Source organism: Liquorilactobacillus cacaonum DSM 21116 (assembly GCF_001436735.1).
Lineage (GTDB): Bacteria > Bacillota > Bacilli > Lactobacillales > Lactobacillaceae > Liquorilactobacillus > Liquorilactobacillus cacaonum.
In genome coordinates, this window is the sequence record NZ_AYZE01000014.1 from 44,944 (window position 1) to 65,768 (window position 20,825).

The window sequence follows — 20,825 nt, forward strand, 5'->3', positions numbered from 1 at the left end:
ATAATAATTCCTTTTGTTGTATAGTTTACATCGTTGGGTTAGAAAAGGTGAGGGAGATATTAAATGAAAATTAAGAATATTGGAATTATTTTTGTTATTGTTACAATACTATTACTAATTCCTTTTACTAAAGTAAATGCTGCAAGTGATGGCTATTTGCAAAAAGTTAAGGATAAAGGGACATTAGTTGTTGGAACAAGTGCCGATTATCCACCCTATGAATTTACTGTTAAGCAAAGTGGAAAAACAGAATACGTAGGTTTGGATATTGAGATTGCAAAACAATTTGCAAAAGATTTGGGTGTAAAACTTGAAATCAAGAACATGAACTTTGATTCGTTACTTGTTGCTTTAGAAACGCATAAAGTTGATGCTGTTATCTCAGGAATGAATCCGACACCGGAGCGTCAGAAAAGTGTTGATTTTTCGAATATCTATTATCGTGGTAAACAATATATGTTAATTGAGAAAAAAGATAAATCACTGTATAAGAATATTCATAGTTTTAAGAATAAAACGATTGGTGCACAAACAGGTTCATTACAATATGATCTTGTTAAAAATCAGATGAAAAATAATCAAGTTAAGGGACTTGCGAAGTTAAATGATTTGGTAATTGCACTTCAGTCAGGCAAGGTTAATGCTGTTGCAATGGAGGAAGCAACTGCTAAAGCATTTGCAAAAAACAATAGTTCCTTAGAGGTTATTAATCCAAACTTTAATGTTGATTCAAGTCAAACTGGTTCAGCAATTGCATTTCCAAAAGGCGCGAAAAGTCTTGTCAAAGTAGCAGACAAAACAATTAAGAAAATTCAACAAAAAGACTTGATAAATAAAGAATATATTCCATTGGCTGGGAAATATATGACTAATAACTCAAAGCAAAATTCAATGTGGAACTATTGGTCATACTTCGCCAAGGGAATTGAATATACTTTGATAATCACAGTTGTCTCAGTTTTCTTTGGCTTTCTCTTGGGTGTTTTGTTAGCACTTTTACGTTTATCAAAGGGAAAATTTCAAAGGGCAATAGCTATTACGTACATTGAATTTATTAGGGGAACACCGCTAATGGTTCAGGTGATGTTTGTATACTTTGGTATAGGTGCATTAGTTCAATCATTACCAGCTCTTCTGGCTGGAATAATAGCTGTCTCACTAAACTCAGCTGCTTACGTTGCAGAAGTTATCCGTTCAGGAATTGAGTCAATTCCAAAAGGGCAAACAGAAGCAGCGAGGAGCCTGGGAATGTCACAGACAATAACTTATAGATATGTTATTATTCCACAAGCTTTGAAGAATATTTGGCCAGCACTAGGTAATGAATTTATCACTTTGATTAAAGAAAGTTCAATTGTCTCAATAATTGGTGTTGGTGATTTGATGTATCAAATGCAACTTGTTCAGTCAGCAACATACAAGGGTGTTTTTCCCATTTTTATTACAATGGTCATATATTTTGTAATGACATTTGGTCTTTCAAAAATTTTGGGATATTTTGAAGGGAGGATGAAACATGCCTAATTTAATCGAAATTAAAAACTTAGAGAAGTCATTTGGAAAGAATCAAGTTTTAAAAAATATTAATGAAGTTGTAGAAAAGGGACAAGTTATATGTGTGATTGGACCATCTGGCTCTGGTAAAAGTACTTTTTTAAGATGTTTGAATGTTTTAGAGAAACCAACAAAGGGACAGGTAATCTTTGAAAATCAGGATTTGACCAATATTTCGGAAACTGCTTTAAACAAATTGCGTGAGAGAATGGGAATGGTTTTTCAAAGTTTTAACCTTTTTCCCAATATGAATGTTTTGAATAATATTAAGCTTGCACCGTTAAAAGTTAAGATGATTTCTGAAATAGAAACGACGAAGAAGGCGCATGAACTATTAGAACAAGTCGGGTTGGCAGATAAAGCTGAGCAGTTTCCTGCGAATCTTTCCGGTGGTCAACAACAACGTGTAGCAATTGCACGTGCACTTGCAATGAACCCAGAGGTTATGCTTTTTGATGAACCTACTTCGGCACTTGATCCGGAAATGGTTGGTGAAGTTCTTAAGGTTATGAAAGATTTAGCTGAATCTGGAATGACAATGATTGTTGTTACTCATGAAATGGGGTTTGCTAAAGAAGTTGCAAACCAAGTTTGGTTTATGGATGAAGGCTTTATTCAAGAAAAAGGGTCTCCAAATGAATTTTTTGTTAACCCGAAGACAAAAAGAGCTAAAGAATTTTTATCAAAAGTACTGTAAATTAGTAGTTTAAGAAGTAGCAATTAAGTAAAAATAGAAGACTAGGTCATGTTATAACTTTGATCTAGTCTATTTATGTGTTACAAGTCTATTTTAGAATTCAATATTATTCGTATAAAGTTAATTAATGCTGTAATATAATAGAAGCAGAGAGTAGATATAGCAATTTGGAGGTGTAAATAAATGGCAATACAACACATTGAAAATAAGCTCAAGTTATTGCCTGATTTGCCAGGTTGTTATTTGATGAAAGATATTAATAGTAAAATCATTTACGTTGGGAAAGCCAAAAATTTGAAAAATAGGGTGCGTTCTTATTTTAAAAGTGCGCATGAAGGAAAAACAGCAAAGTTAGTTGAGGAAATTAAAGATTTTGAGACGATTATTACTTCGACAGACAAAGAAGCTTTTCTTTTAGAAATAACTTTAATTCAAAAGCATAAACCCTATTACAATATTAAGCTAAAAAGAGGAACTGGATATCCGTATATAAAAATTACAAATGAAAAAGATCCAACTCTAAAAATTGTAAGTCAGGTAAAAAAAGATGGGGCATACTATTTCGGACCATATCCTAATGTATATGCTGCAAGTGAAACAATGCATTTACTTCAGAAGACATATCCACTTAGAAGATGTAACGGGTATCAAAAACGACCATGTTTGTATTATCATATGGGGCAATGTTTGGGTGCATGTTTTAAGGAGGTTAGCCAAAATGAATATGAGAAGCAAATAAAAAAAATAAAAAATTTTCTAAATGGAAATGTGGGTGAAATAAAAAAAAGTTTGGGGAAAAAAATGGTAAAGGCATCTGAAAAACTTGAATTTGAAAGAGCTGCTGAATTACGAGATCAGATACATTACATTGAGGTTACTGTTGAAAAGCAAAAAATAATTTCTAATGATAATACACCAAGGGACCTTTTCAACTTTTTCATGGACAAGGGTTGGATTTCTATTCAGGTTTTTTTTATAAGGCAAGCTCGGCTAATTAAGAGAGAAAAACGACTATTTCCATGTATCGATACACCAAATACTGAACTCGAGTCATATATTTTACAATTTTATAATCAAAAGAATCGAATTTTACCAAAGGAGGTTTTGGTGCCTGAAGGGATTAGTCGAGACGTACTTGAAGAAATTCTACAAGTTCCTGTTAAAAAACCAATTAGGGGAACTAAGAAAAATTTAATGGAACTAGCACAAAAAAATGCAAGATTAGTACTTGAAGAAAAATTTAGATTATTAGAGTTAGATGATCGTAAAACTACAGGTGCAATGAGTGAATTAATGGAATCATTAAATCTTCCAGAGGGACACAGAATTGAAGCTTTTGACCATTCTCATATTCAAGGAACTGACGTTGTTTCTGCCATGGTATCTTTTATAGATGGAAAACCGCAAAAAAATCAGTATCGAAAGTATAAGTTGAAAACAGTGACGCATGCAGATGAAACAGCAAGTACAAAAGAAGTTATTCGTAGAAGATATACAAGGCTTTTGAAAGAACATAGTAAGCTACCTGATTTGATTTTAATGGATGGCGCAGAAATTCAAATAGAAGCAGCTCAAGATGTGTTACAAAATGAGTTGAATTTAGATATCCCTGTAGCAGGAATGGTTAAGGACAACCATCATAAGACTGCTGATTTAATGAATACACAGTATCAAAAAGTAATGTTAAATCCAAAAAGTGAAGGTTTCTATCTAGTTCAAAGGATACAAGATGAGGTGCATAGATTTGCGATAACATTCCATCGACAGACTCATTCAAAAAATTCGTTATCTTCGCGGTTGGATTTAATTCCAGGAATTGGCCCAAAATCGCGCATCAAGCTTTTACGTAAATTTGGTTCGATGAAGAAAATTTCAGATGCATCAATTGAAGATATTCAAGCGCTAGGAATTTCTAAAAAAGTCGCACAAACACTCAAATTAAGCTTGAAATAAATAATTAATGACTGTTCAGTTCATTGGGTTGTTGTGGTTCATAGTCAACGTCCCATGGTTCAACGTGAACATCAGTGTCGAAAACACCATATTTACGTTGCAAAAGGCTCTCAATTTTTTCTGTAATATGATGACTTTTTCTTACCGTCATTTGCGGATCTACCCAGATAATAATGTCAACAAAAATGTTAGCACCGTATGAACGACCTTGAATGTTGTGGACTAATTCAACACCAGAAATTAACTCGACTTCATTTGTATATTTTTCGAGAAGATCATCATCAAAACCATCAGATAAGGAAAAAGCACTGGCTGAAAAGATGTCGTAGGCAGTTTTTAAAATTAAAAGACCAATTAAAAATGCAACAACACCATCAATCCAAGGCATATCAAAATTTGCAGCAAAGATGGTTATTGAAGTCCCAAAGCTTGTCCAGGCATCACTACGACAATCTTTTGCGATAGCAAGAAGGGATTCGGATTTTATTTTTTTTGCTTGATGTGCATTGTGGAAATAAACACCATACATTAGTATGCCACTAAAAATACCTACAAATAGAGCATAAATGTCTGGAGTTTGATGATGTCCTGATAAAATTCCTTTAATTGAAGTATAAAGAACACTTAATCCAACAAGGAGCATGATTAAAGAAGTTAGGAAAGTAGCAATTGTTTCTGCCTTCCAATGGCCATATTGATGATGTTCGTCTGGTGGACGGGTAGCCATTCTTAGACCAACCATGATTGCGCAAGATGAGAATATATCTGTAACGTTATTAGAACCATCGGCTAGTAATGTTTCTGAGTGGCTAAGCTGTCCAATAATGACTTTTAGTAATGAAAGTAGTATATATGCACAAAGGCTCACTAAAACTCCTTTTTGCGCAATTTTGAGATTTTTATATCTTTGTTGCATCTATAAGTATTCCTCCCAATCGATAGAATAGCGAAACTATAGTATATTTTATAATGAACTTGTGGGTTCTGTATAGGAGTTAGGTGAAAAATGAATTAATGTATCTTTGACCTTAATTCTAAAAACTGTTATAGTTGGCGGTGGTAGTTTTTAGGGTAACGATGGATAAGTTCATTTTTTCTTTATTAGCTCACAAATTAATAGAAAAGTAAATAATCAATAATAAGTGTAGGAAGAAAGGTGAACGAAAAATGTTTGTCGATCAAGTTAAAATTAATGTAAAAGCCGGAAATGGTGGAGATGGAATGGTAGCATTTCGTCGTGAAAAATTTGTTCCAAATGGTGGACCAGCCGGTGGTGATGGTGGCAAAGGTGGAAGTGTGATTTTGAAAGTTGATGAAGGCTTGCGCACTTTAATGGATTTTCGATATCATCGTCATTTTAAAGCAAAAAATGGCGAAAAAGGAATGAACAAGGGAATGTATGGCCGCGGGGCAAGTAACTCTTATGTTGCAGTACCTGAAGGAACAACTGTGACCGATGCCGAAACAGGTGAGATTCTAGGTGACTTATTGCATAACGGTGATGAGTTGGTTGTGGCAAAAGGTGGTCGTGGTGGCCGTGGAAACATTCATTTTGCTAGTGCAAAAAATCCAGCACCTGAAATAGCAGAAAATGGTGAACCAGGAATTGAACGCGTTTTACAGTTAGAATTAAAAGTTTTGGCAGATGTTGGGTTGGTTGGTTTTCCTTCAGTTGGTAAATCAACACTTCTTTCAACAGTTACAAGTGCAAAGCCAAAGATAGCAGCCTACCATTTTACAACCCTTGTACCTAACTTGGGGATGGTAAGACTTGAAGATGGGCGAGACTTTGTAATGGCAGATTTACCTGGTTTAATTGAAGGTGCTTCTCAAGGTGTAGGCTTAGGTATTCAATTTTTGAGACATATTGAACGTACCAGAGTAATTTTACATTTAGTTGATTTGAGTGGATTGGACGGTAGGAGTCCATATGAGGACTTTGTTAAAATTAATCAAGAATTACTTTCTTATGATGAAACCTTACTGCAACGTCCGCAAATAGTTGTAGCGAGCAAGATGGATTTACCTAATGCAAAAGAAAATTTATCTGATTTTATAGCGAAAGTTAAACAAGATAAAATGTTAAAAACTACTCCAGAAATTGTGGAAATTTCTTCTGTGACACATACAGGAATAAAGGAATTATTATCAAAAACTGTTGATTTACTTGAAAAAACTCCGGTATTTCCAACCTTGTCAGACAGAAAAAGACAAGAACAACTCAAAGGAGAAATGCTTTATAAATATGATGAAAGCATGCAGTATCCTTTTGAAATTACAAGAGACTCTGATGCTACTTGGATATTGAGCGGTGGGGAATTGGATAAATTGTTTAAAATGACTAATTTTGAACATGATGAAAGTATAATGCGTTTTGCTCGTCAATTACGAGGCATGGGTGTGGATGAAGCATTGAGAGCAAAAGGTGCAAAACAAGGCGATTTGGTTAGAATTGATAAATTTACGTTTGAGTTTGTTGAGTAAATTGGCGATGGGTTAAAAAGGACATGTTGTGTTTTTGGGGTTGAAATAAATGAATGTAGTAAGTAAGAAAAAACGTTATATTACAGGTTTTGATGGAATTAGGACCCTTGCTGTTATTGGAGTAATTTTATATCATCTTGTTCCTTATGATGTTCAAGGTGGATTTTTAGGGGTGCCTATTTTTTTCGTTTTGTCAGGGTATTTAATTACAGATATTTTGAATACAGAAATAAAGAAAAACGGTAAGGTGGATATCCTTTTATTTTATAAAAAGAGAGTAAAAAGATTATATCCAGGTCTAGTTACAATGATTGTTGCAACCAGTGCGTATATAACTCTTTTTCAGAGAAGCTTACTGTTAGGACTTAGAAATGTAATAATTAGCAATTTATTTTATGTTTACAATTGGGTACAAGTTAAGCAAGGACAATCGTATTTTGATCGTTTTGGAGTACAATCACCATTTACCCATCTTTGGTCATTATCGATTGAAGGTCAGTTCTATTTGTTTTGGCCAATTATATTAACCGTTCTTTGGGTTGTTATTAGAAAAAAGCAACCGATTTTTGATATCATTTTTGTTGCGGCGTTCTTTTCTGCATTAATGATGGCGTTTTTATTTAAAGAAGGACAAGATCCTTCAAGGATATATTTTGGGACAGATACAAGAATGTTTTCAATTCTTTTAGGAGCAGGCTTAGCTGTTATTTGGCCAAGTTCGTTGTTAAAAGCCAAGATAGTTAATACATCAAGGATTATTTTAGATGTAATTGGCTTGCTTAGTTTGTTGACAATTATTTGGATGTTTTTTTCAATGTCGGGTGAAAGTGATTTAACTTATCATGGCGGGATGTTTTTCTTTTCTCTAATTTCGATGATTCTAATAGCGACGGTTGCACATCCTGGAGCTGATATGAATAAGCTGTTAACAAACCCGGTTTTTTCATGGTTAGGAAAGCGAAGTTATGGTATATATCTTTATCAGTATCCGGTAATGATTTTTTATGAAGCTCATATTCAAAATATTGCTGCACATCCTTGGATAAATGCGCTAATAGAAATTACTTTAATAGTAATCATTAGTCATCTTTCGTATACATATATTGAGTTGCCATTACAGCATTTCGATTATAGAAAGACTAGGAAAGTGGTCGCTGAATTCTTTCAAAAAAATTCACGCTATGGGTGGCATAGATTATGGATTGTTGGAGCTGCAATTTTAATTTGTTTGACATTAATAGGGGCGGTTTTCGAACCAAAAGTTCAGAGTAATCAAAGTGCTCAGGAACTTGAAAAAGCTATTAATAATAATCAAAAAAAGGTTGCCGAAGATAATAAAAAATTAAAGAAAAATAGTGATCAAAAAGATACTTCTTTGGCAGAAAGTAACAGTTCATCAAGTTCTGTAAAGTCAACGCAATCGAGTTCCCAGCCTGATGATTTAACAGCTCAACAACAACAAGACGCAATGAACATGCAAATTACTGCCATTGGGGATTCTGTCTTGGCTGATGGTTCTGTAAAGTTACAGTCAATTTTTCCTAAGATGTATATTGACGCAAAAGTTGGAAGACAGCCAAGAGATGCGATTGGTATTTTGAACTCACTTGCACAAAAAGGTCAATTAGATAATACGGTTTTGCTTAGTTTAGGAACGAATGGACCATTCTCAGATGAGGAATTACACCAAATTATGGGTGCAATTGGCAATCGTAGAGTGTATTGGATAAATACACATGTACCAACAAGAAGTTGGCAAAATCAAGTTAATACCGCTTTGAATAATGCTACAAAATCTTACCCTAATTTAAGAGTGATTGATTGGTACGATTATAGTAACAATCATTCAAGTTGGTTTTACGATGATAATGTTCATCCAAATGAATATGGCTTAACTTATTATGGAAATTTTATTGCCAAACAAATACTAGAAGGCAAGTAACAAATTAAGGGTCTGTAACAATCATAGGATTTCTGCAGTAATTAAAGACGGAGAAAGATTCTCGGCCTTTTTTCGTGTCAAATCAGTAATCAATTTTTGGCATGCCTTTTATGACTAATCTGTTATAGTTTATTCGATATCCAAAGACTTTAAAAATTTTATTATTGTAATTAATTAAAATGTCCCTGTTCATTTTGTTAACTTTGCTTGTTTCAATTGAGAATTTTCTTAATGGTAAAGCTTTTTTATTAGCTAAAATTGCGTGTAACACAAATGCTTGATCATCTACTGAAAAATTAACGATTGGGATGAAAAGGGTGTTTAATTCGAAAAATAATTCGTAGTTTAAATCAAGATCAAATGTAAGTGTAATGAAATCATTTAGCTGCATGAGCGTTCCTTTCTTTTTGATAAATAGGTAATGTGATTGGGTAGTTAATTATAAATTGTAATTAAACATAGTGAAACTTTTTATTTTGATGTTAAAATAGTATAAGATATTATTAATTTTAGGCCCTTTTGTGGTTTGATAGATAGGAAATATATATATGGAAATTGAATTTTTAGGTACAGGAGCAGGATCGCCTGCAAAATCACGTAACGTAACAAGTATAGCATTAAAACTTTTGGAAGAAATCAACGAGGTTTGGCTTTTTGATGTAGGAGAAGGAACACAACATCAAATTTTAAGAACATCAATAAAACCAAGAAAAATAACTAGAATTTTTATAACGCATCTCCATGGTGATCACCTTTTTGGACTTCCTGGTTTTTTAAGCAGTCGTTCTTTTCAGGGAGCACAGCAAGCAGAGACGTTGAATATCTATGGGCCAAAGGGAATTAAAGATTTTGTACAGATGAGTTTGCGGATATCACAATCCAAACTAACCTATAAAATAAAATATATTGAAATTGAAAAGACTGGATTACTTTTTGATGAAGAACGTTTTAAAGTTTATGTTGATAGACTAGATCATCGAATTGAATGTTTTGGATACCGTATTGTGGAAAAAGACTATACAGGAGAGCTTCAGGTTGAAAAATTAAAGAAAGATCAGGTACCAGAGGGACCTTTGTATGGTAAGCTAAAAGCTGGTGAGAAAGTCAAATTAGCAGATGGGCGTATAATTGATGGCAAGGATTATTTGGGAGAAAAAAAGAAGGGGCGTATTGTTACCATCTTAGGAGACACGAGGCAAACCGAATCGATTATGGGGCTTGCCAAAAATGCAGATGTTCTTATTCATGAAAGTACTTTCGGAAAAGATGAGGCACAGCTTGCAGTTAATTATCACCATTCAACGAATATTCAAGCAGCAAAGGTTGCAAGAGATGCTGGGGTTAAGAGACTTTATCTAACACATATTTCTGCGAGATATCTAGGACAAAAAGCAACACAACTTGAAAAAGACGCGCGTAATGTTTTTAAAAATACAGCTTTAGCAAATGATTTCGATACGTATGTAGTTTTGTTTTCTCACAAAGAGGAGGGAAAGTATGAAAAATTATAAGCAGCTTAAAGATTTACGTAATCGCATTGTTGTAGTTACTGGTGCATCATCTGGTATGGGTGAACAAATATCTTATGAGTTAGCAAAAAAAGGTGCAATCGTGGTAGCAAGTGCTAGAAGATTAGATAGACTTGAAGAGGTAACAAAAAAATGTCAAAAACTGTCTGGAAAGATTTCGATTGCTAAACAACTAGACGTAGAAAGTCCTGAGCAAATTGAGAAGCTTGTTGAAGAAGTTGAAAATGATTTGGGACCAATTGATGTTCTCGTGAACAATGCTGGCTTTGGATTAATGGAAGATGTTTTAGATTTTGAAATGAAAACTGTAGAAAAAATGTTTAGAGTCAATGTGTTAGGTTTAATGTATCTTTCGAAGTATACTGCACTTAAGATGGCAGCAAGAAAGAGGGGTGCAATCATAAATGTGGCATCAGTAGCCGGGAAAATTGCTACACCTAAGTCAGCAGTATATTCGGCTACAAAATTTGCTGTATTAGGATATTCGAACGGGCTAAGGTTGGAATTAAAGCCTTTGGGAATTTCAGTTTTAACTGTAAATCCAGGACCAGTTAATACAGAATTTTTTAATATTGCAGATAAAACCGGGGAGTACCTAGATAAAGTACGCTTTTTTGTTCAATCACCAGAAAAAATTGCAAAAAAAGTTGTCGATACAATAGGGACAAACAAAAGAGAATTAACAGTACCATTTGTATTTGAAATTGCGCACAAACTTTATACCTTGTTCCCACATATAGGTGATTATGTAGCGGGTGATTTTTTTGACAAGAAATGAGCTATAAAATTTTAAAAGGGGGAGATTCAAGTGAAAAATCAATGGAGAATGATTTTGGCGCTTCTAATAGCACTTGTTGTTGTCATTTTTGCGCTATTAAATACACAGGAAGTTGAATTGAATTTTATTTTTGGTAAATTTAGTTTACCACTTGTTTTAGTCCTAGTGGTTTCTTTAATTTTGGGGGCATTGGTTGCTGCTTTATTATCAACAATGACGATTATGGGTCTAAAAAAAGAATTAAGGAAGCAAAAAGATGATGAAAAACATAAAAAAGCAAAATTAGAGGAAGAATATCAGGAAAAATTAATTAAAATAAAGTCTGAATATCAACGAAAGATAAATGATAGTAGGACTAATAATTTGAATGGAAATTAAGTAGGAGTTGATTTTTCTTGTTTGAGGCACGTTATGATTGGAAATATGATTCTGCATCGGTAAGTGATTTGGAACGTGAAATACAAGAAAAAATGGGGATTTCAAAGCTATTAGCAGAACTGTTGGTTAAGAGACAACATACTGATTTTGATGAAATTAGGGAATTTTTACTGCCAACTGAAAATAGTATTCATGATTCGTATTTGATGCATGATATGCAAAAAGCAATAGAGCGAATTCAAGATGCAATAATTAACGATGAAAAAATTACGGTTTATGGTGATTACGATGCTGATGGCATAACAAGCACAGCTTTGATGTATGAGACACTTGAAGAATTAGGTGCTAACGTTGATTATTATATACCGAATCGCTTTAGTGATGGCTATGGGCCCAATATGAATGTTTATCGTGATTTAATTGAGCAGGGAACTAAATTAATTGTTACTGTAGATAATGGTGTTAGTGGTTATGAAGAAGTTGAGTATGCAAAAAAGCAGGGTGTAGATGTTGTAATTACGGATCACCATGAACTCCCAGAAAAGTTACCTAATGCCGTTGCAATTGTTCATCCAAGACACCCTGAAAAAAAATATTTGTGCCCAAACTTAACTGGAGTAGGGGTTGCTTTCAAAGTAGCCTCAGCGTTACTTGAGGATATTCCACAAGAGTTGCTGGATCTGGTTGCAATTGGAACTATTGCTGATCTAATGCCAATTCTTGGAGAAAATCGAGCTTTAGTAAAATTTGGAATTTTGGCACTTCAGCAAACAAGTCGGCCAGGATTAATTGCATTATTAAATAATGCCAAAGTAAAATTATCTGAGGTTAATGAAGAAACAATTGGTTTTGTTCTCGCACCAAGACTAAATTCATTAGGAAGAATTCAAAATGCCCAAAGTGGAGTTGAATTGCTAACAACCACTGATGAAACAAGGGCAAAGCAAATTGCAAGCCAGGTTGAAGATTTAAACAATAGGCGAAAAGAGCTTGTTGAAAAAATAACTAAAGAAGCAAGCGAAGTTTTAACTACTTCTGCTGCGGGGCACTCAATAAATCTTGTTGTTGGCAAGGATTGGCATGAAGGAGTTCTCGGAATTGTAGCAAGTCACTTAGTTGAAGAAACCGGAAGACCATCTATAGTGTTGAGCTTTACAAAAGAAGGAAATAAATTAAAGGGTTCCGGAAGATCTATTGAGGCTTTTCAGCTTTTTGATGCAATTGATGCGCATAGGGAACTATTGGATAGCTTTGGTGGGCATCATATGGCCTGTGGTTTAACGATCGATGTAAATAATCTAGAAAAGTTTCAAATGGCACTGGATAGTGAAGCAAGAAAGCAAAATTTGAATCTACATAAAAAAGAAATACTGTATATTGACCGGATTTTAGATATTGATATGGTGAGCCCAAACCTAATTAATGAAGTTAATCAACTTGCTCCATTTGGGGTTGGCAATCCTAAGCCTATATTTTCCTTTAAAAATTATGAAGTATTAAAACCATTTTTAATGGGGAAAAGCAAAAGCCATTTAAAGATGACTATAAAAGGGGAAAAAAGTGCTGCCGATGCAATTGCTTTTTTTATTGGTGAAAATGGACAGAAGTTGGTAGATGGTGCTCATAATATCCGATTTGTTGGTAATTTGACCACAAATTTTTGGAATGGACAATTAAAACCACAAATAATGATCAAGGATTATTATATACCTGTTGAAAAAAATGCAAAATTTAAATTAATAGATTTAAGAAAAAACAAATTGACTACCAATTTGTTAAAAAAAAATGGTGTTCTTTTCTTTTTCAACCAAGACATCTATCAGAAAATTGCTAATTTATTTGATGATGATCTAGAAGTAATTGTTGGGCTAAAGAATTTGAGTCATAAGAAAAAAGTGAAAAACTTGGTTATAATCGATTGTCCAAATACTATCGAGGATTTTGGTAGTTTATTGAATGGAATAAGTTTTGAAGAGCTAACCACTGTTTTATATCCATACGAATCGGTTTTGCAGTCTGGAATGCCTACAAGACAAGATTTCATATGTGTTTATCGATTTGTAGTAGGACATAAAAATATAAACTTAAAAAAAGACTTAAATAGATTGGCTACCTACCTAAAAATAAAAAAGGATTTACTAATTTTTATTTTAAAGGTGTTTTTTGAAGTTGGATTTGTTAGAATAGATAATGGATTGATGACAGGACTTGCTGCTACAAAGGTAATAAATTTGGAAGATACTTCGAGTTATCGTGATAGACAACGATTGCTAGAAGTGGAAAAAACTTTATTGATGTGTAAAACTGATGAGTTTGAAAAAATAATTTTGAAGCTTATGAGAGTTTAATTAAAGGAGCGTTTAAAGATGGCATTAGATTTAACGAGGTATATTGCAAGTATTCCGGACTATCCAGAAAAAGGTATAGTATTTAGAGATATTTCACCTTTAATGGCTGATGGGGATGCTTATAAACAAGCTACGGAGCAAATTGTCCAATTCGCCCATGACAAGAAAGTTGAAATGATTGTCGGACCCGAAGCCCGTGGATTTATTATAGGATGTCCGGTTGCGTATGAATTAGGTGTGGGTTTCGCACCTGCTAGAAAAAAGGGGAAATTGCCTCGTGAAACTATTGAAGCAAAGTATGAATTGGAATATGGAACTTCTGCACTCTATATGCATAAAGATGCAGTTAAACCAGGCCAACGCGTATTAGTTACAGATGATTTATTGGCAACAGGTGGTACTATTGGAGCAACAATTGATTTAGTAGAGCAGCTTGGAGGTATCGTTGTAGGCTGTGCTTTTATTATTGAGCTTGATGCACTAAAGGGACGAAACAAAATTAAGGATTATGATATTTTAAGTTTGATGAACTATTAATAATAAGTAAGTCAAGATATTAGAAGTTAAGAGAAGAGTTAGGTCAAAATAATTGATCTGGCTTTTTTGTTTAAAATTTTTAATCGTATATAAGAGTGTTTTTAGTAAAATTTTAATAGTCTAAGGAGATAGTAGTAAATTATGATTAAGCAAACTTTTGCAGTAATTGGTTTAGGAAGGTTTGGATCGAGTGTTTGCCAGACTTTGATAGATGCTGGAGCTGAGGTTTTAGTGATTGATAAGGATGAATCAAGAATCAATGTTTTTAAGGATGTTGCAACGCAAGCTATTATCGCAGATGCTCAAGATGAAAGTACACTTAAAGCGATAGGTATTCGTAACTTTGATCATGTGGTGATTGCAATAGGTGAAGATATTCAAGCAAGTATACTTGTTACATTGATGGTTAAAGAGCTTGGAGTTAAGTACGTTACGGCTAAAGCACAAAATGAATATCATGCAAGAGTTTTAACAAAGTTAGGGGCCACAAAAGTTGTTCATCCAGAACGCGATATGGGAACACGAATTGGGAAAAATCTTCTATCAAAAAATATGTTGGATTATCTTGATTTGTCCTCAGATATAAAGGTGGCAGAGATAAAAATAACAAAGAATTCTTTTGTTGGTGCGTCATTGGCATCGTTAGAGTTCAGAAAGAAATACGCTTTGAATGTTATAGCAATTAGGCATGAGAAAAAAATTGATATTTCACCTGCACCAAGTGATGCTCTTATTTTGGGAGATAGTCTACTAGTTGTAGGGTATCAAAAAGATGTTGATTTTTTTAATAACTTGATGGATTGATAAAGTCGCTATCTTTTGAATTATGATAAAAATCATGGACTGTCTTATAGATAAAACAAGTTAATTATCAAGGGTTAAGTTGTTTTGAGAAAAAAATCAAACTTCAAATGTGAGATTCCTAACTTTTGAAGTTTGATTTTTTGGTTTTTAAAATTTTATTATGCATGTTAGAATCAATAAAAATAAAAGGGAAAGTATTGAAATTATTAAACTTAGTGACAAGCCAGGAACTGAATAGTTTAGCCTAATCGTATGATTACCTTTTTTTACGTTCAATGACATCAGATCACCTAATGACTTATGGATTTTTGTAGTTTTTCCATCTACGGAAGCTCTCCAGCCTTTACTATAAGGAACGGTTAAAGTGATGGTATTTTTTTTAGAATATGTGGTGGTGTTTAAAATAATATTAGTATTGTTAACTTTTAAATTTTTAATATGGCTGTTCTTTACAGAATAATCTCTTATTTTTTCAAAAACATGCTGATTCTCAATGGAAATAAAAGGTGTTGTCGAAAACTGAGAATTGACATTTTTCCCTGAAATTATAACAGAAATACTTGAATTTTTTTTGAAATTTCCTAAGCTAATAATCCCATTTTCTCCATATAAATATTTCCCAAATGCTGTGGTAACAAATTTATGATTGACTGAAATATTAATACTATTTACCGGATTATTATCCATATTTGAAGGTATATACAGATAAACATTACCAGTTCTGGAAGAAGTAATATTAAGAATAACTTTATCTTTTTGTTGTTGTTCACTCACAAGTTGTTTTATAAACACGTTTTTATTATTAGGTGATAAAGTTTTGAATATTCTATTTTGTATGGTAAATGGATTTGACTCGGATGAATAACTAAACTTTAAGCCCGTAACAGCCTTGGTAGTTTTAAAGGCTATAGGGAATGCTGAAGTATTTTTGAAAACAGTGAAATTATTTTTTTTGAATGAAATATTATTTAGATAATTTGGTGAAGTAGTATTAAAGGAACTAATGCTATGTGTTTTATTAATGTAGTTGCTAAACGAAGAACTGGTATTACTAATAACGTACTTAATACCAAGCAAACTATCCATAGGTAAAGTGGAACCATTATTATAAGTACTCCAACGAATCCAGGAATGTTTTTGAAAGTATCCGGCAGCTGATAAAAAATTGGTTTCATTTGTAGGCTGCTGAGATAAATAATTTTGTACTCCATTGTAGTTAAGAAGTAAAGGATCATTAGGATTTATTTGAAATGTTGTTGCACTACGATAAAAATTATTGTCTGATTTAGAGATTTTAGAAAAAATGCTGGATGTCGATGTAACAATTTTAGAAAAACTTGTAGTTTCAGTTGAATTAAGTGATTGATTCTTAAGAGTATGATAGTTTGTAAAAATTATTTCCAAACAAATTATTAGAAGTAACATTATTGAAGAAAATATTTTTTTCTCTTTTTTCTTATATAAAATTAAAATAGAATTCAGGAAATATACAATTAGAAATAATATTATTACAAGTGATAATTGGCTTGAAAGGTAAGTTGTAAAGTAATTAAAAAAGAATAATAATAAAATACATATCCAAAATCCTTTATTTATTGCTGAAAAATCAGTACCAAAATTTTTTTTGAAACTTCTAAAAGCAATTGCAACAAAGAAAAAAACAATAACAAAAGATTCCCTACTAGGGTATCCATTTGGCATTGTAAAAGCATGCCAAACCATGTAAAAAGTATTTATCCATGTAGAAATTAGCAATCCTAAAATAAAGATACCAGTAATTATTTTTTCAGACTGAGTAATATTTTTTAAAAAGAAATATGCTGGAATAAATAAAAGAACCAGGATACTGGAGTAAAGTATAGGACCATTAGTAATACCAACTTTAGGGAATAGAGTAGCTAAAACATCTATTGGTTTGTATAAAGGTGAAAAATTAAATGTAATAGGAGCCTGATAAACTGATTTTTGAGCTATCCAACTAGGAATAAAAATAACTAATGATGTTATCAGCGATAATCCGGTATATACAAAAATTTTAAACATTGTGTAGACTATTCTTTTCAAATTCTTAGTACATTCAAAATAAGAGAGAGACGCAAAATATAATGTTAATAATGCTAAAAAAATGGTAGTAATAAAACCAATATAATAATTTGTAAAAAGCAACACTGTAAAACTAATCCAGTATAAGCTGGTTTTATTTTTATAGAAAAGTCTATCCAAGCCTAAAACAACGATTGGTAAGAGAGCAATTGCATCAAACCACATGAAACAATGTGCATAGTTAATGTAAAATAGCGATAATGAAAAAGAAGTGCTAAAGGCGATGGTTATGAAATAATTATTTTTTTGAAGAATATTTATGTTTTTGTTAATCCAACTTGATTTTGTGAGAAATAAATACATAGATAAACTCATTAAACCGCTGTTGAATAAAAGATTTATGGTAAAAAAGGAAATAATATCTTTTACTGGGAATAAAAGTGAAAGTAAATTAACGGGTGAAGATAGGTAGTAAGTGAATACAGGAAAAAAATTTCCACCAAGAGCAATTTTGTATGAATAAAAAAAACTACTTGGATTGAAAAAATTATTATGAAAGTATGCCATAAGTGCAACGTATTGGTTAGAAAGATCGCCTATAATAATTGATTTTGTACCAAATGGAAAAATTTGTGCATGATAATACATAATTAATAAGAGAAAAATTGGTACGAAAAAAGCTAAAACTAATGGGAAAGCTGACTTCTTTTTAATATTAATCATAATCTAGTCCTTCGAATCTATTTTTTTTCTTTGATAATAAATAAGGGACGGTGCTTTACCTCTAAATAAATATTACCAATATATTTTCCCACAATGCCTAAACAAAGTAGCTGGAGTCCACCAAGCCCCACAATAATAGTAACCAAGGAAGCCCAACCATCAACACTATCTCCGTAAAGTAATTTACGAATGATGATAAAAAGCATGAATAAAATAGATAATATAAAAGTAAAAAAACCAACAAAGGAAGCTATGAGCAAGGGAACTTCTGAGAAATTAACAATTCCTTCAATTGAATAGCGAAATAGCTTCCAAAAAGACCAAGAAGTATTGCCAGCAACTCGATCTCGATTTTCATATTCCAAATACTTAGTTTTAAAACCAATCCAATTAAATAAACCTTTTGAAAAACGATTATATTCACTCATTCCAAGAATAGAATTAACAACTTTGCGAGTCATTAAGCGATAGTCTCTTACCCCTTGAATCATTGGTACATCTGAAATTTTACTCATTAGTTTATAAAAAATAATTGAGAAAAACGATCGAATAGCAGGTTCACCTTTTCTATTTATTCGACGAGTTCCAACGATGTCATAACCTTCATCTAAAATTCCAGACAACATCAATGGTAATTGCTCTGGTGGATCTTGTAAATCTACGTCCATAACAGCTACTAAATCTCCAGTTGCTGTTTGGAGGCCAGCATATAAGGCAGCTTCTTTACCAAAATTTCTTGAAAATGAGACAAAGTGAACATTTTCAGGATTCTTGCGATTTAAAGTTTGTAGTTCTATGAGGGTATTATCTCGAGAGCCATCATCAATAAAAACAAAGTCTAATGTATAATCGCGTAATTTCGAAGTAAGCTTGTTAACTGCTGCATAAAATAATGGAATTGACTCTTGTTCATTAAAACAAGGTACTATAATGGATATTTTTTTATTCATAATTGATTTCTCCGTTGGCTAAGATTGCTTTATTAATTATAACGTTAGCTCATCAATAACTCAATGTGCATAACCTTTTTTTAAATTAAAAAGACGAACTGTGATAAAAGTCTTTACGCAAAAATGACAAATTGTTTACCTCTTTAAAACAAATCTGTCTAAATATATCTGTAGAATTAAATTAGATATAAGAGAGGATGATATTATTGCGATTTACAAAAGAAGAGAAGAGTTGGATGCTTTATGACTGTGCTAATTCCGCTTATTCCTTAATTATTGTGACAGCTGTTTTACCCGTTTATTTTAAGTATGTAGCTGGTAATGCAGGGATATCTGAACAAGATACAACTGCTTACTGGGGGTATGTTAGTTCTTTTTCAACGTTAATAATTTCTATATTAGCTCCAATATTTGGAACAATGGGAGATTATATGGGCAACAAGAAGAAATATTTTACTTGGTCGTTCCTAATTGGTGCGGTTATGACGGTGGGATTGACTTTTGTTCCTACGTCACAGTGGCAATGGCTACTAGTTATATATACTTTGTCTCATTTTGGTTATCAAGCTGCTAATTTATTTTACGATGCATTCATAACAGATATTACTCAGAATAACCGTAACGATATGGTTTCGTCCTATGGATTTGGAATAGGTTATATTGGTAGTGCTAGTTTATTTATAGTGGTCATGATTCTCATAGTTACTTCCGGGTTTAATTTGGTTAGCTCAACAACGGCAATTAGAATTTCTTTTTCACTCACAGCCGTTTGGTGGATTATATTTTCGCTCCCTTTTTTGAAAAATGTACATCAAAATTTTGGAGTTCAGCCAGTGCCTAATCCAGTCAAAGAGAGCATTCATAGAATTTTTAAGACAATGAAAAAGATAAGACATTACAAGCAAGTTGTAATTTTTATGATTGCCTATTTCTTTTTTATCGATGGTGTAGATACAATCATTACGATGTCAACAGCTTTTGGAGTAGACATGGGTGTAAGTACAAACAGTTTATTATTGATACTCCTTGTATTGAATGTTGTAGCATTCCCTTGTACGATAGTTTATGGAAAAATGGCACGGAAGTTTGGTACAAAAAAAGTATTATTATTTGCAATTTTTGTTTATACGATGATTTGTATTTATGCAATTTTTATGAAAACAGTATTAGATTTTTGGATTTTAGGGATTTTAGTAGGTTCATCACAAGGCGGAATCCAGGCTTTGAGCCGCTCATATTTTGCTAGAATAATACCTAAAAATCAAGCAAACGAATTTTTTGGTTTCTATAATATTTTTGGAAAGTTTTCAGCTGTAATAGGTCCATTGTTATTTTCAATTACAACACAATTAACGGGACACTCCCAACTTGGCATAGCCAGTTTAGTTGTTTTATTTATACTTGGTGCAATATTTTTGCTTAGAACAAAGGAAATTAATAGCAACGAGACCGATATGGAAATAAACGGCTAATAAAAAAGGATTGTGTTCTTTATTGTTTGATAAAGTATGATAGAATAAATTTAATATAATTTAAATATACATTATTATGAGGAGTTTTTAGATGACACAGTTCAATAATGCATTTGCAATGGGTGAAGATGTCACTGATTTTCCAGTGCCGCCTATGAGGGTTTATATTGGATGTTCATGGTTTAATGAAGCACAACGTGAACACTTAAAGAATGGTTTGGCCGCGATTGAAGCAAATCCTAGTATTTCAAGAAAATATTCTCATTTCCCACTTGATTTTCAATATAAAGGGCTTGATGTTGCTGATCATCCAGAATTATTACATGACGTTGAATGGCAAGCACGTACGTTTAACTCAGACATCGAAGGAATTATTGGCTCCGATTTATGTTTGATGCTTTATTTACCTAGTTTTCCTGATGATGGTGGGGCGTTTGAGTTGGGCTATGCCAAAGGAATTGGAAAACAGTCAGTCATGGTTGTTCCTGACGATGACATTGATAACTTGAATTTGATGCTAGCATACGGTGTAACACGGGTCATTAAGATGTCAGAATTAAGCACATTTGATTTTAGACATGTTCACGCGGGAACTTATACGGGGCAAGTACATTAGAGCTTTTTAATTGTAAT

Annotated in this window: 17 protein-coding genes; 13 read left to right on the forward strand and 4 right to left on the reverse strand. The window is 32.7% G+C overall.

Features of this window, described 5'->3' with window-relative positions; all coding sequences use genetic code 11:
• Positions 1–63 precede the first annotated feature (63 nt).
• The 3 genes from FC80_RS04105 to uvrC all read left to right on the forward strand — a co-directional run bounded on the left by FC80_RS04105 (position 64) and on the right by uvrC (position 4,204).
• Positions 64–1,524, forward strand: coding sequence for an ABC transporter substrate-binding protein/permease (locus FC80_RS04105; protein WP_057828863.1), 1,461 nt, complete (start codon positions 64–66; stop codon positions 1,522–1,524).
• Entirely contained in the window at positions 1,517–2,251 is a 735-nt protein-coding gene (locus tag FC80_RS04110) for an amino acid ABC transporter ATP-binding protein (protein WP_057828864.1), read from the forward strand. Before FC80_RS04105 ends, FC80_RS04110 begins: the two co-directional genes overlap by 8 nt.
• A gap of 183 nt (positions 2,252–2,434) precedes the next feature.
• Positions 2,435–4,204, forward strand: coding sequence for an excinuclease ABC subunit UvrC (gene uvrC, locus FC80_RS04115; protein WP_057828865.1), 1,770 nt, complete (start codon positions 2,435–2,437; stop codon positions 4,202–4,204).
• A 4-nt stretch (positions 4,205–4,208) separates the two neighbouring features.
• Here the strand turns inward: uvrC and FC80_RS04120 are convergent, their stop codons facing one another.
• Complete coding sequence (locus tag FC80_RS04120) at positions 4,209–5,120, reverse strand: cation diffusion facilitator family transporter (RefSeq protein WP_057828866.1); 912 nt, start codon at positions 5,118–5,120, stop codon at positions 4,209–4,211.
• Positions 5,121–5,371: 251 nt separating this feature from the next.
• Here FC80_RS04120 and obgE point away from each other — a divergent pair, with 251 nt between their 5' ends.
• Together obgE and FC80_RS04130 are read left to right on the forward strand one after the other, a co-directional pair.
• Positions 5,372–6,688: a GTPase ObgE gene (obgE, locus tag FC80_RS04125; protein ID WP_057828867.1), complete on the forward strand. Its 1,317-nt coding sequence runs from the start codon at positions 5,372–5,374 to the stop codon at positions 6,686–6,688.
• Between the two features lie 49 nt (positions 6,689–6,737).
• Positions 6,738–8,630 carry an acyltransferase family protein gene (locus FC80_RS04130; RefSeq protein WP_057828868.1) on the forward strand — a complete coding sequence of 631 codons (1,893 nt, stop codon included), beginning with the start codon at positions 6,738–6,740 and terminating at the stop codon, positions 8,628–8,630.
• Positions 8,631–8,712: 82 nt separating this feature from the next.
• Here FC80_RS04130 and FC80_RS04135 read toward each other — a convergent pair whose 3' ends face one another.
• Positions 8,713–9,021: a hypothetical protein gene (locus tag FC80_RS04135; RefSeq protein ID WP_057828869.1), complete on the reverse strand. Its 309-nt coding sequence runs from the start codon at positions 9,019–9,021 to the stop codon at positions 8,713–8,715.
• A gap of 157 nt (positions 9,022–9,178) precedes the next feature.
• On the opposite strand from FC80_RS04135, the gene rnz reads away from it, so the two are divergent.
• The 6 genes from rnz (at position 9,179) to FC80_RS04165 (ending at position 15,004) form a co-directional block, all read left to right on the forward strand.
• On the forward strand, positions 9,179–10,141 hold the full coding sequence (rnz, locus tag FC80_RS04140) for a ribonuclease Z (RefSeq protein WP_057828870.1): 963 nt from the start codon (positions 9,179–9,181) through the stop codon (positions 10,139–10,141).
• Entirely contained in the window at positions 10,128–10,937 is an 810-nt protein-coding gene (locus FC80_RS04145) for an SDR family NAD(P)-dependent oxidoreductase (protein WP_057828871.1), read from the forward strand. The genes rnz and FC80_RS04145 overlap by 14 nt, the downstream gene beginning before the upstream one ends.
• Before the next feature lie 30 nt (positions 10,938–10,967).
• Positions 10,968–11,315 (forward strand): LapA family protein, encoded by a 348-nt coding sequence (locus tag FC80_RS04150; RefSeq protein ID WP_057828872.1) that lies wholly within the window; start codon positions 10,968–10,970, stop codon positions 11,313–11,315.
• A gap of 17 nt (positions 11,316–11,332) precedes the next feature.
• On the forward strand, positions 11,333–13,663 hold the full coding sequence (recJ, locus tag FC80_RS04155; protein ID WP_057828873.1) for a single-stranded-DNA-specific exonuclease RecJ: 2,331 nt from the start codon (positions 11,333–11,335) through the stop codon (positions 13,661–13,663).
• An 18-nt stretch (positions 13,664–13,681) separates the two neighbouring features.
• A complete protein-coding gene (locus tag FC80_RS04160) occupies positions 13,682–14,200 on the forward strand; it encodes an adenine phosphoribosyltransferase (protein WP_057828874.1) in 519 nt (172 codons plus the stop codon).
• 144 nt (positions 14,201–14,344) lie between these two features.
• On the forward strand, positions 14,345–15,004 hold the full coding sequence (locus FC80_RS04165) for a potassium channel family protein (RefSeq protein WP_057829341.1): 660 nt from the start codon (positions 14,345–14,347) through the stop codon (positions 15,002–15,004).
• Between the two features lie 147 nt (positions 15,005–15,151).
• Here the strand turns inward: FC80_RS04165 and FC80_RS04170 are convergent, their stop codons facing one another.
• Positions 15,152–17,770, reverse strand: coding sequence for a YfhO family protein (locus FC80_RS04170; RefSeq protein ID WP_057828875.1), 2,619 nt, complete (start codon positions 17,768–17,770; stop codon positions 15,152–15,154).
• Positions 17,771–17,787: 17 nt separating this feature from the next.
• Positions 17,788–18,720 carry a glycosyltransferase family 2 protein gene (locus FC80_RS04175; protein ID WP_057828876.1) on the reverse strand — a complete coding sequence of 311 codons (933 nt, stop codon included), beginning with the start codon at positions 18,718–18,720 and terminating at the stop codon, positions 17,788–17,790.
• A 206-nt stretch (positions 18,721–18,926) separates the two neighbouring features.
• On the opposite strand from FC80_RS04175, the gene FC80_RS04180 reads away from it, so the two are divergent.
• Positions 18,927–20,192 (forward strand): MFS transporter, encoded by a 1,266-nt coding sequence (locus tag FC80_RS04180; protein ID WP_157055588.1) that lies wholly within the window; start codon positions 18,927–18,929, stop codon positions 20,190–20,192.
• Positions 20,193–20,283: 91 nt separating this feature from the next.
• The gene (locus FC80_RS04185; protein WP_057828878.1) at positions 20,284–20,808 is read left to right on the forward strand and encodes a nucleoside 2-deoxyribosyltransferase; all 525 of its coding nucleotides are present in this window, start codon (positions 20,284–20,286) and stop codon (positions 20,806–20,808) included.
• Positions 20,809–20,825 lie beyond the last annotated feature (17 nt).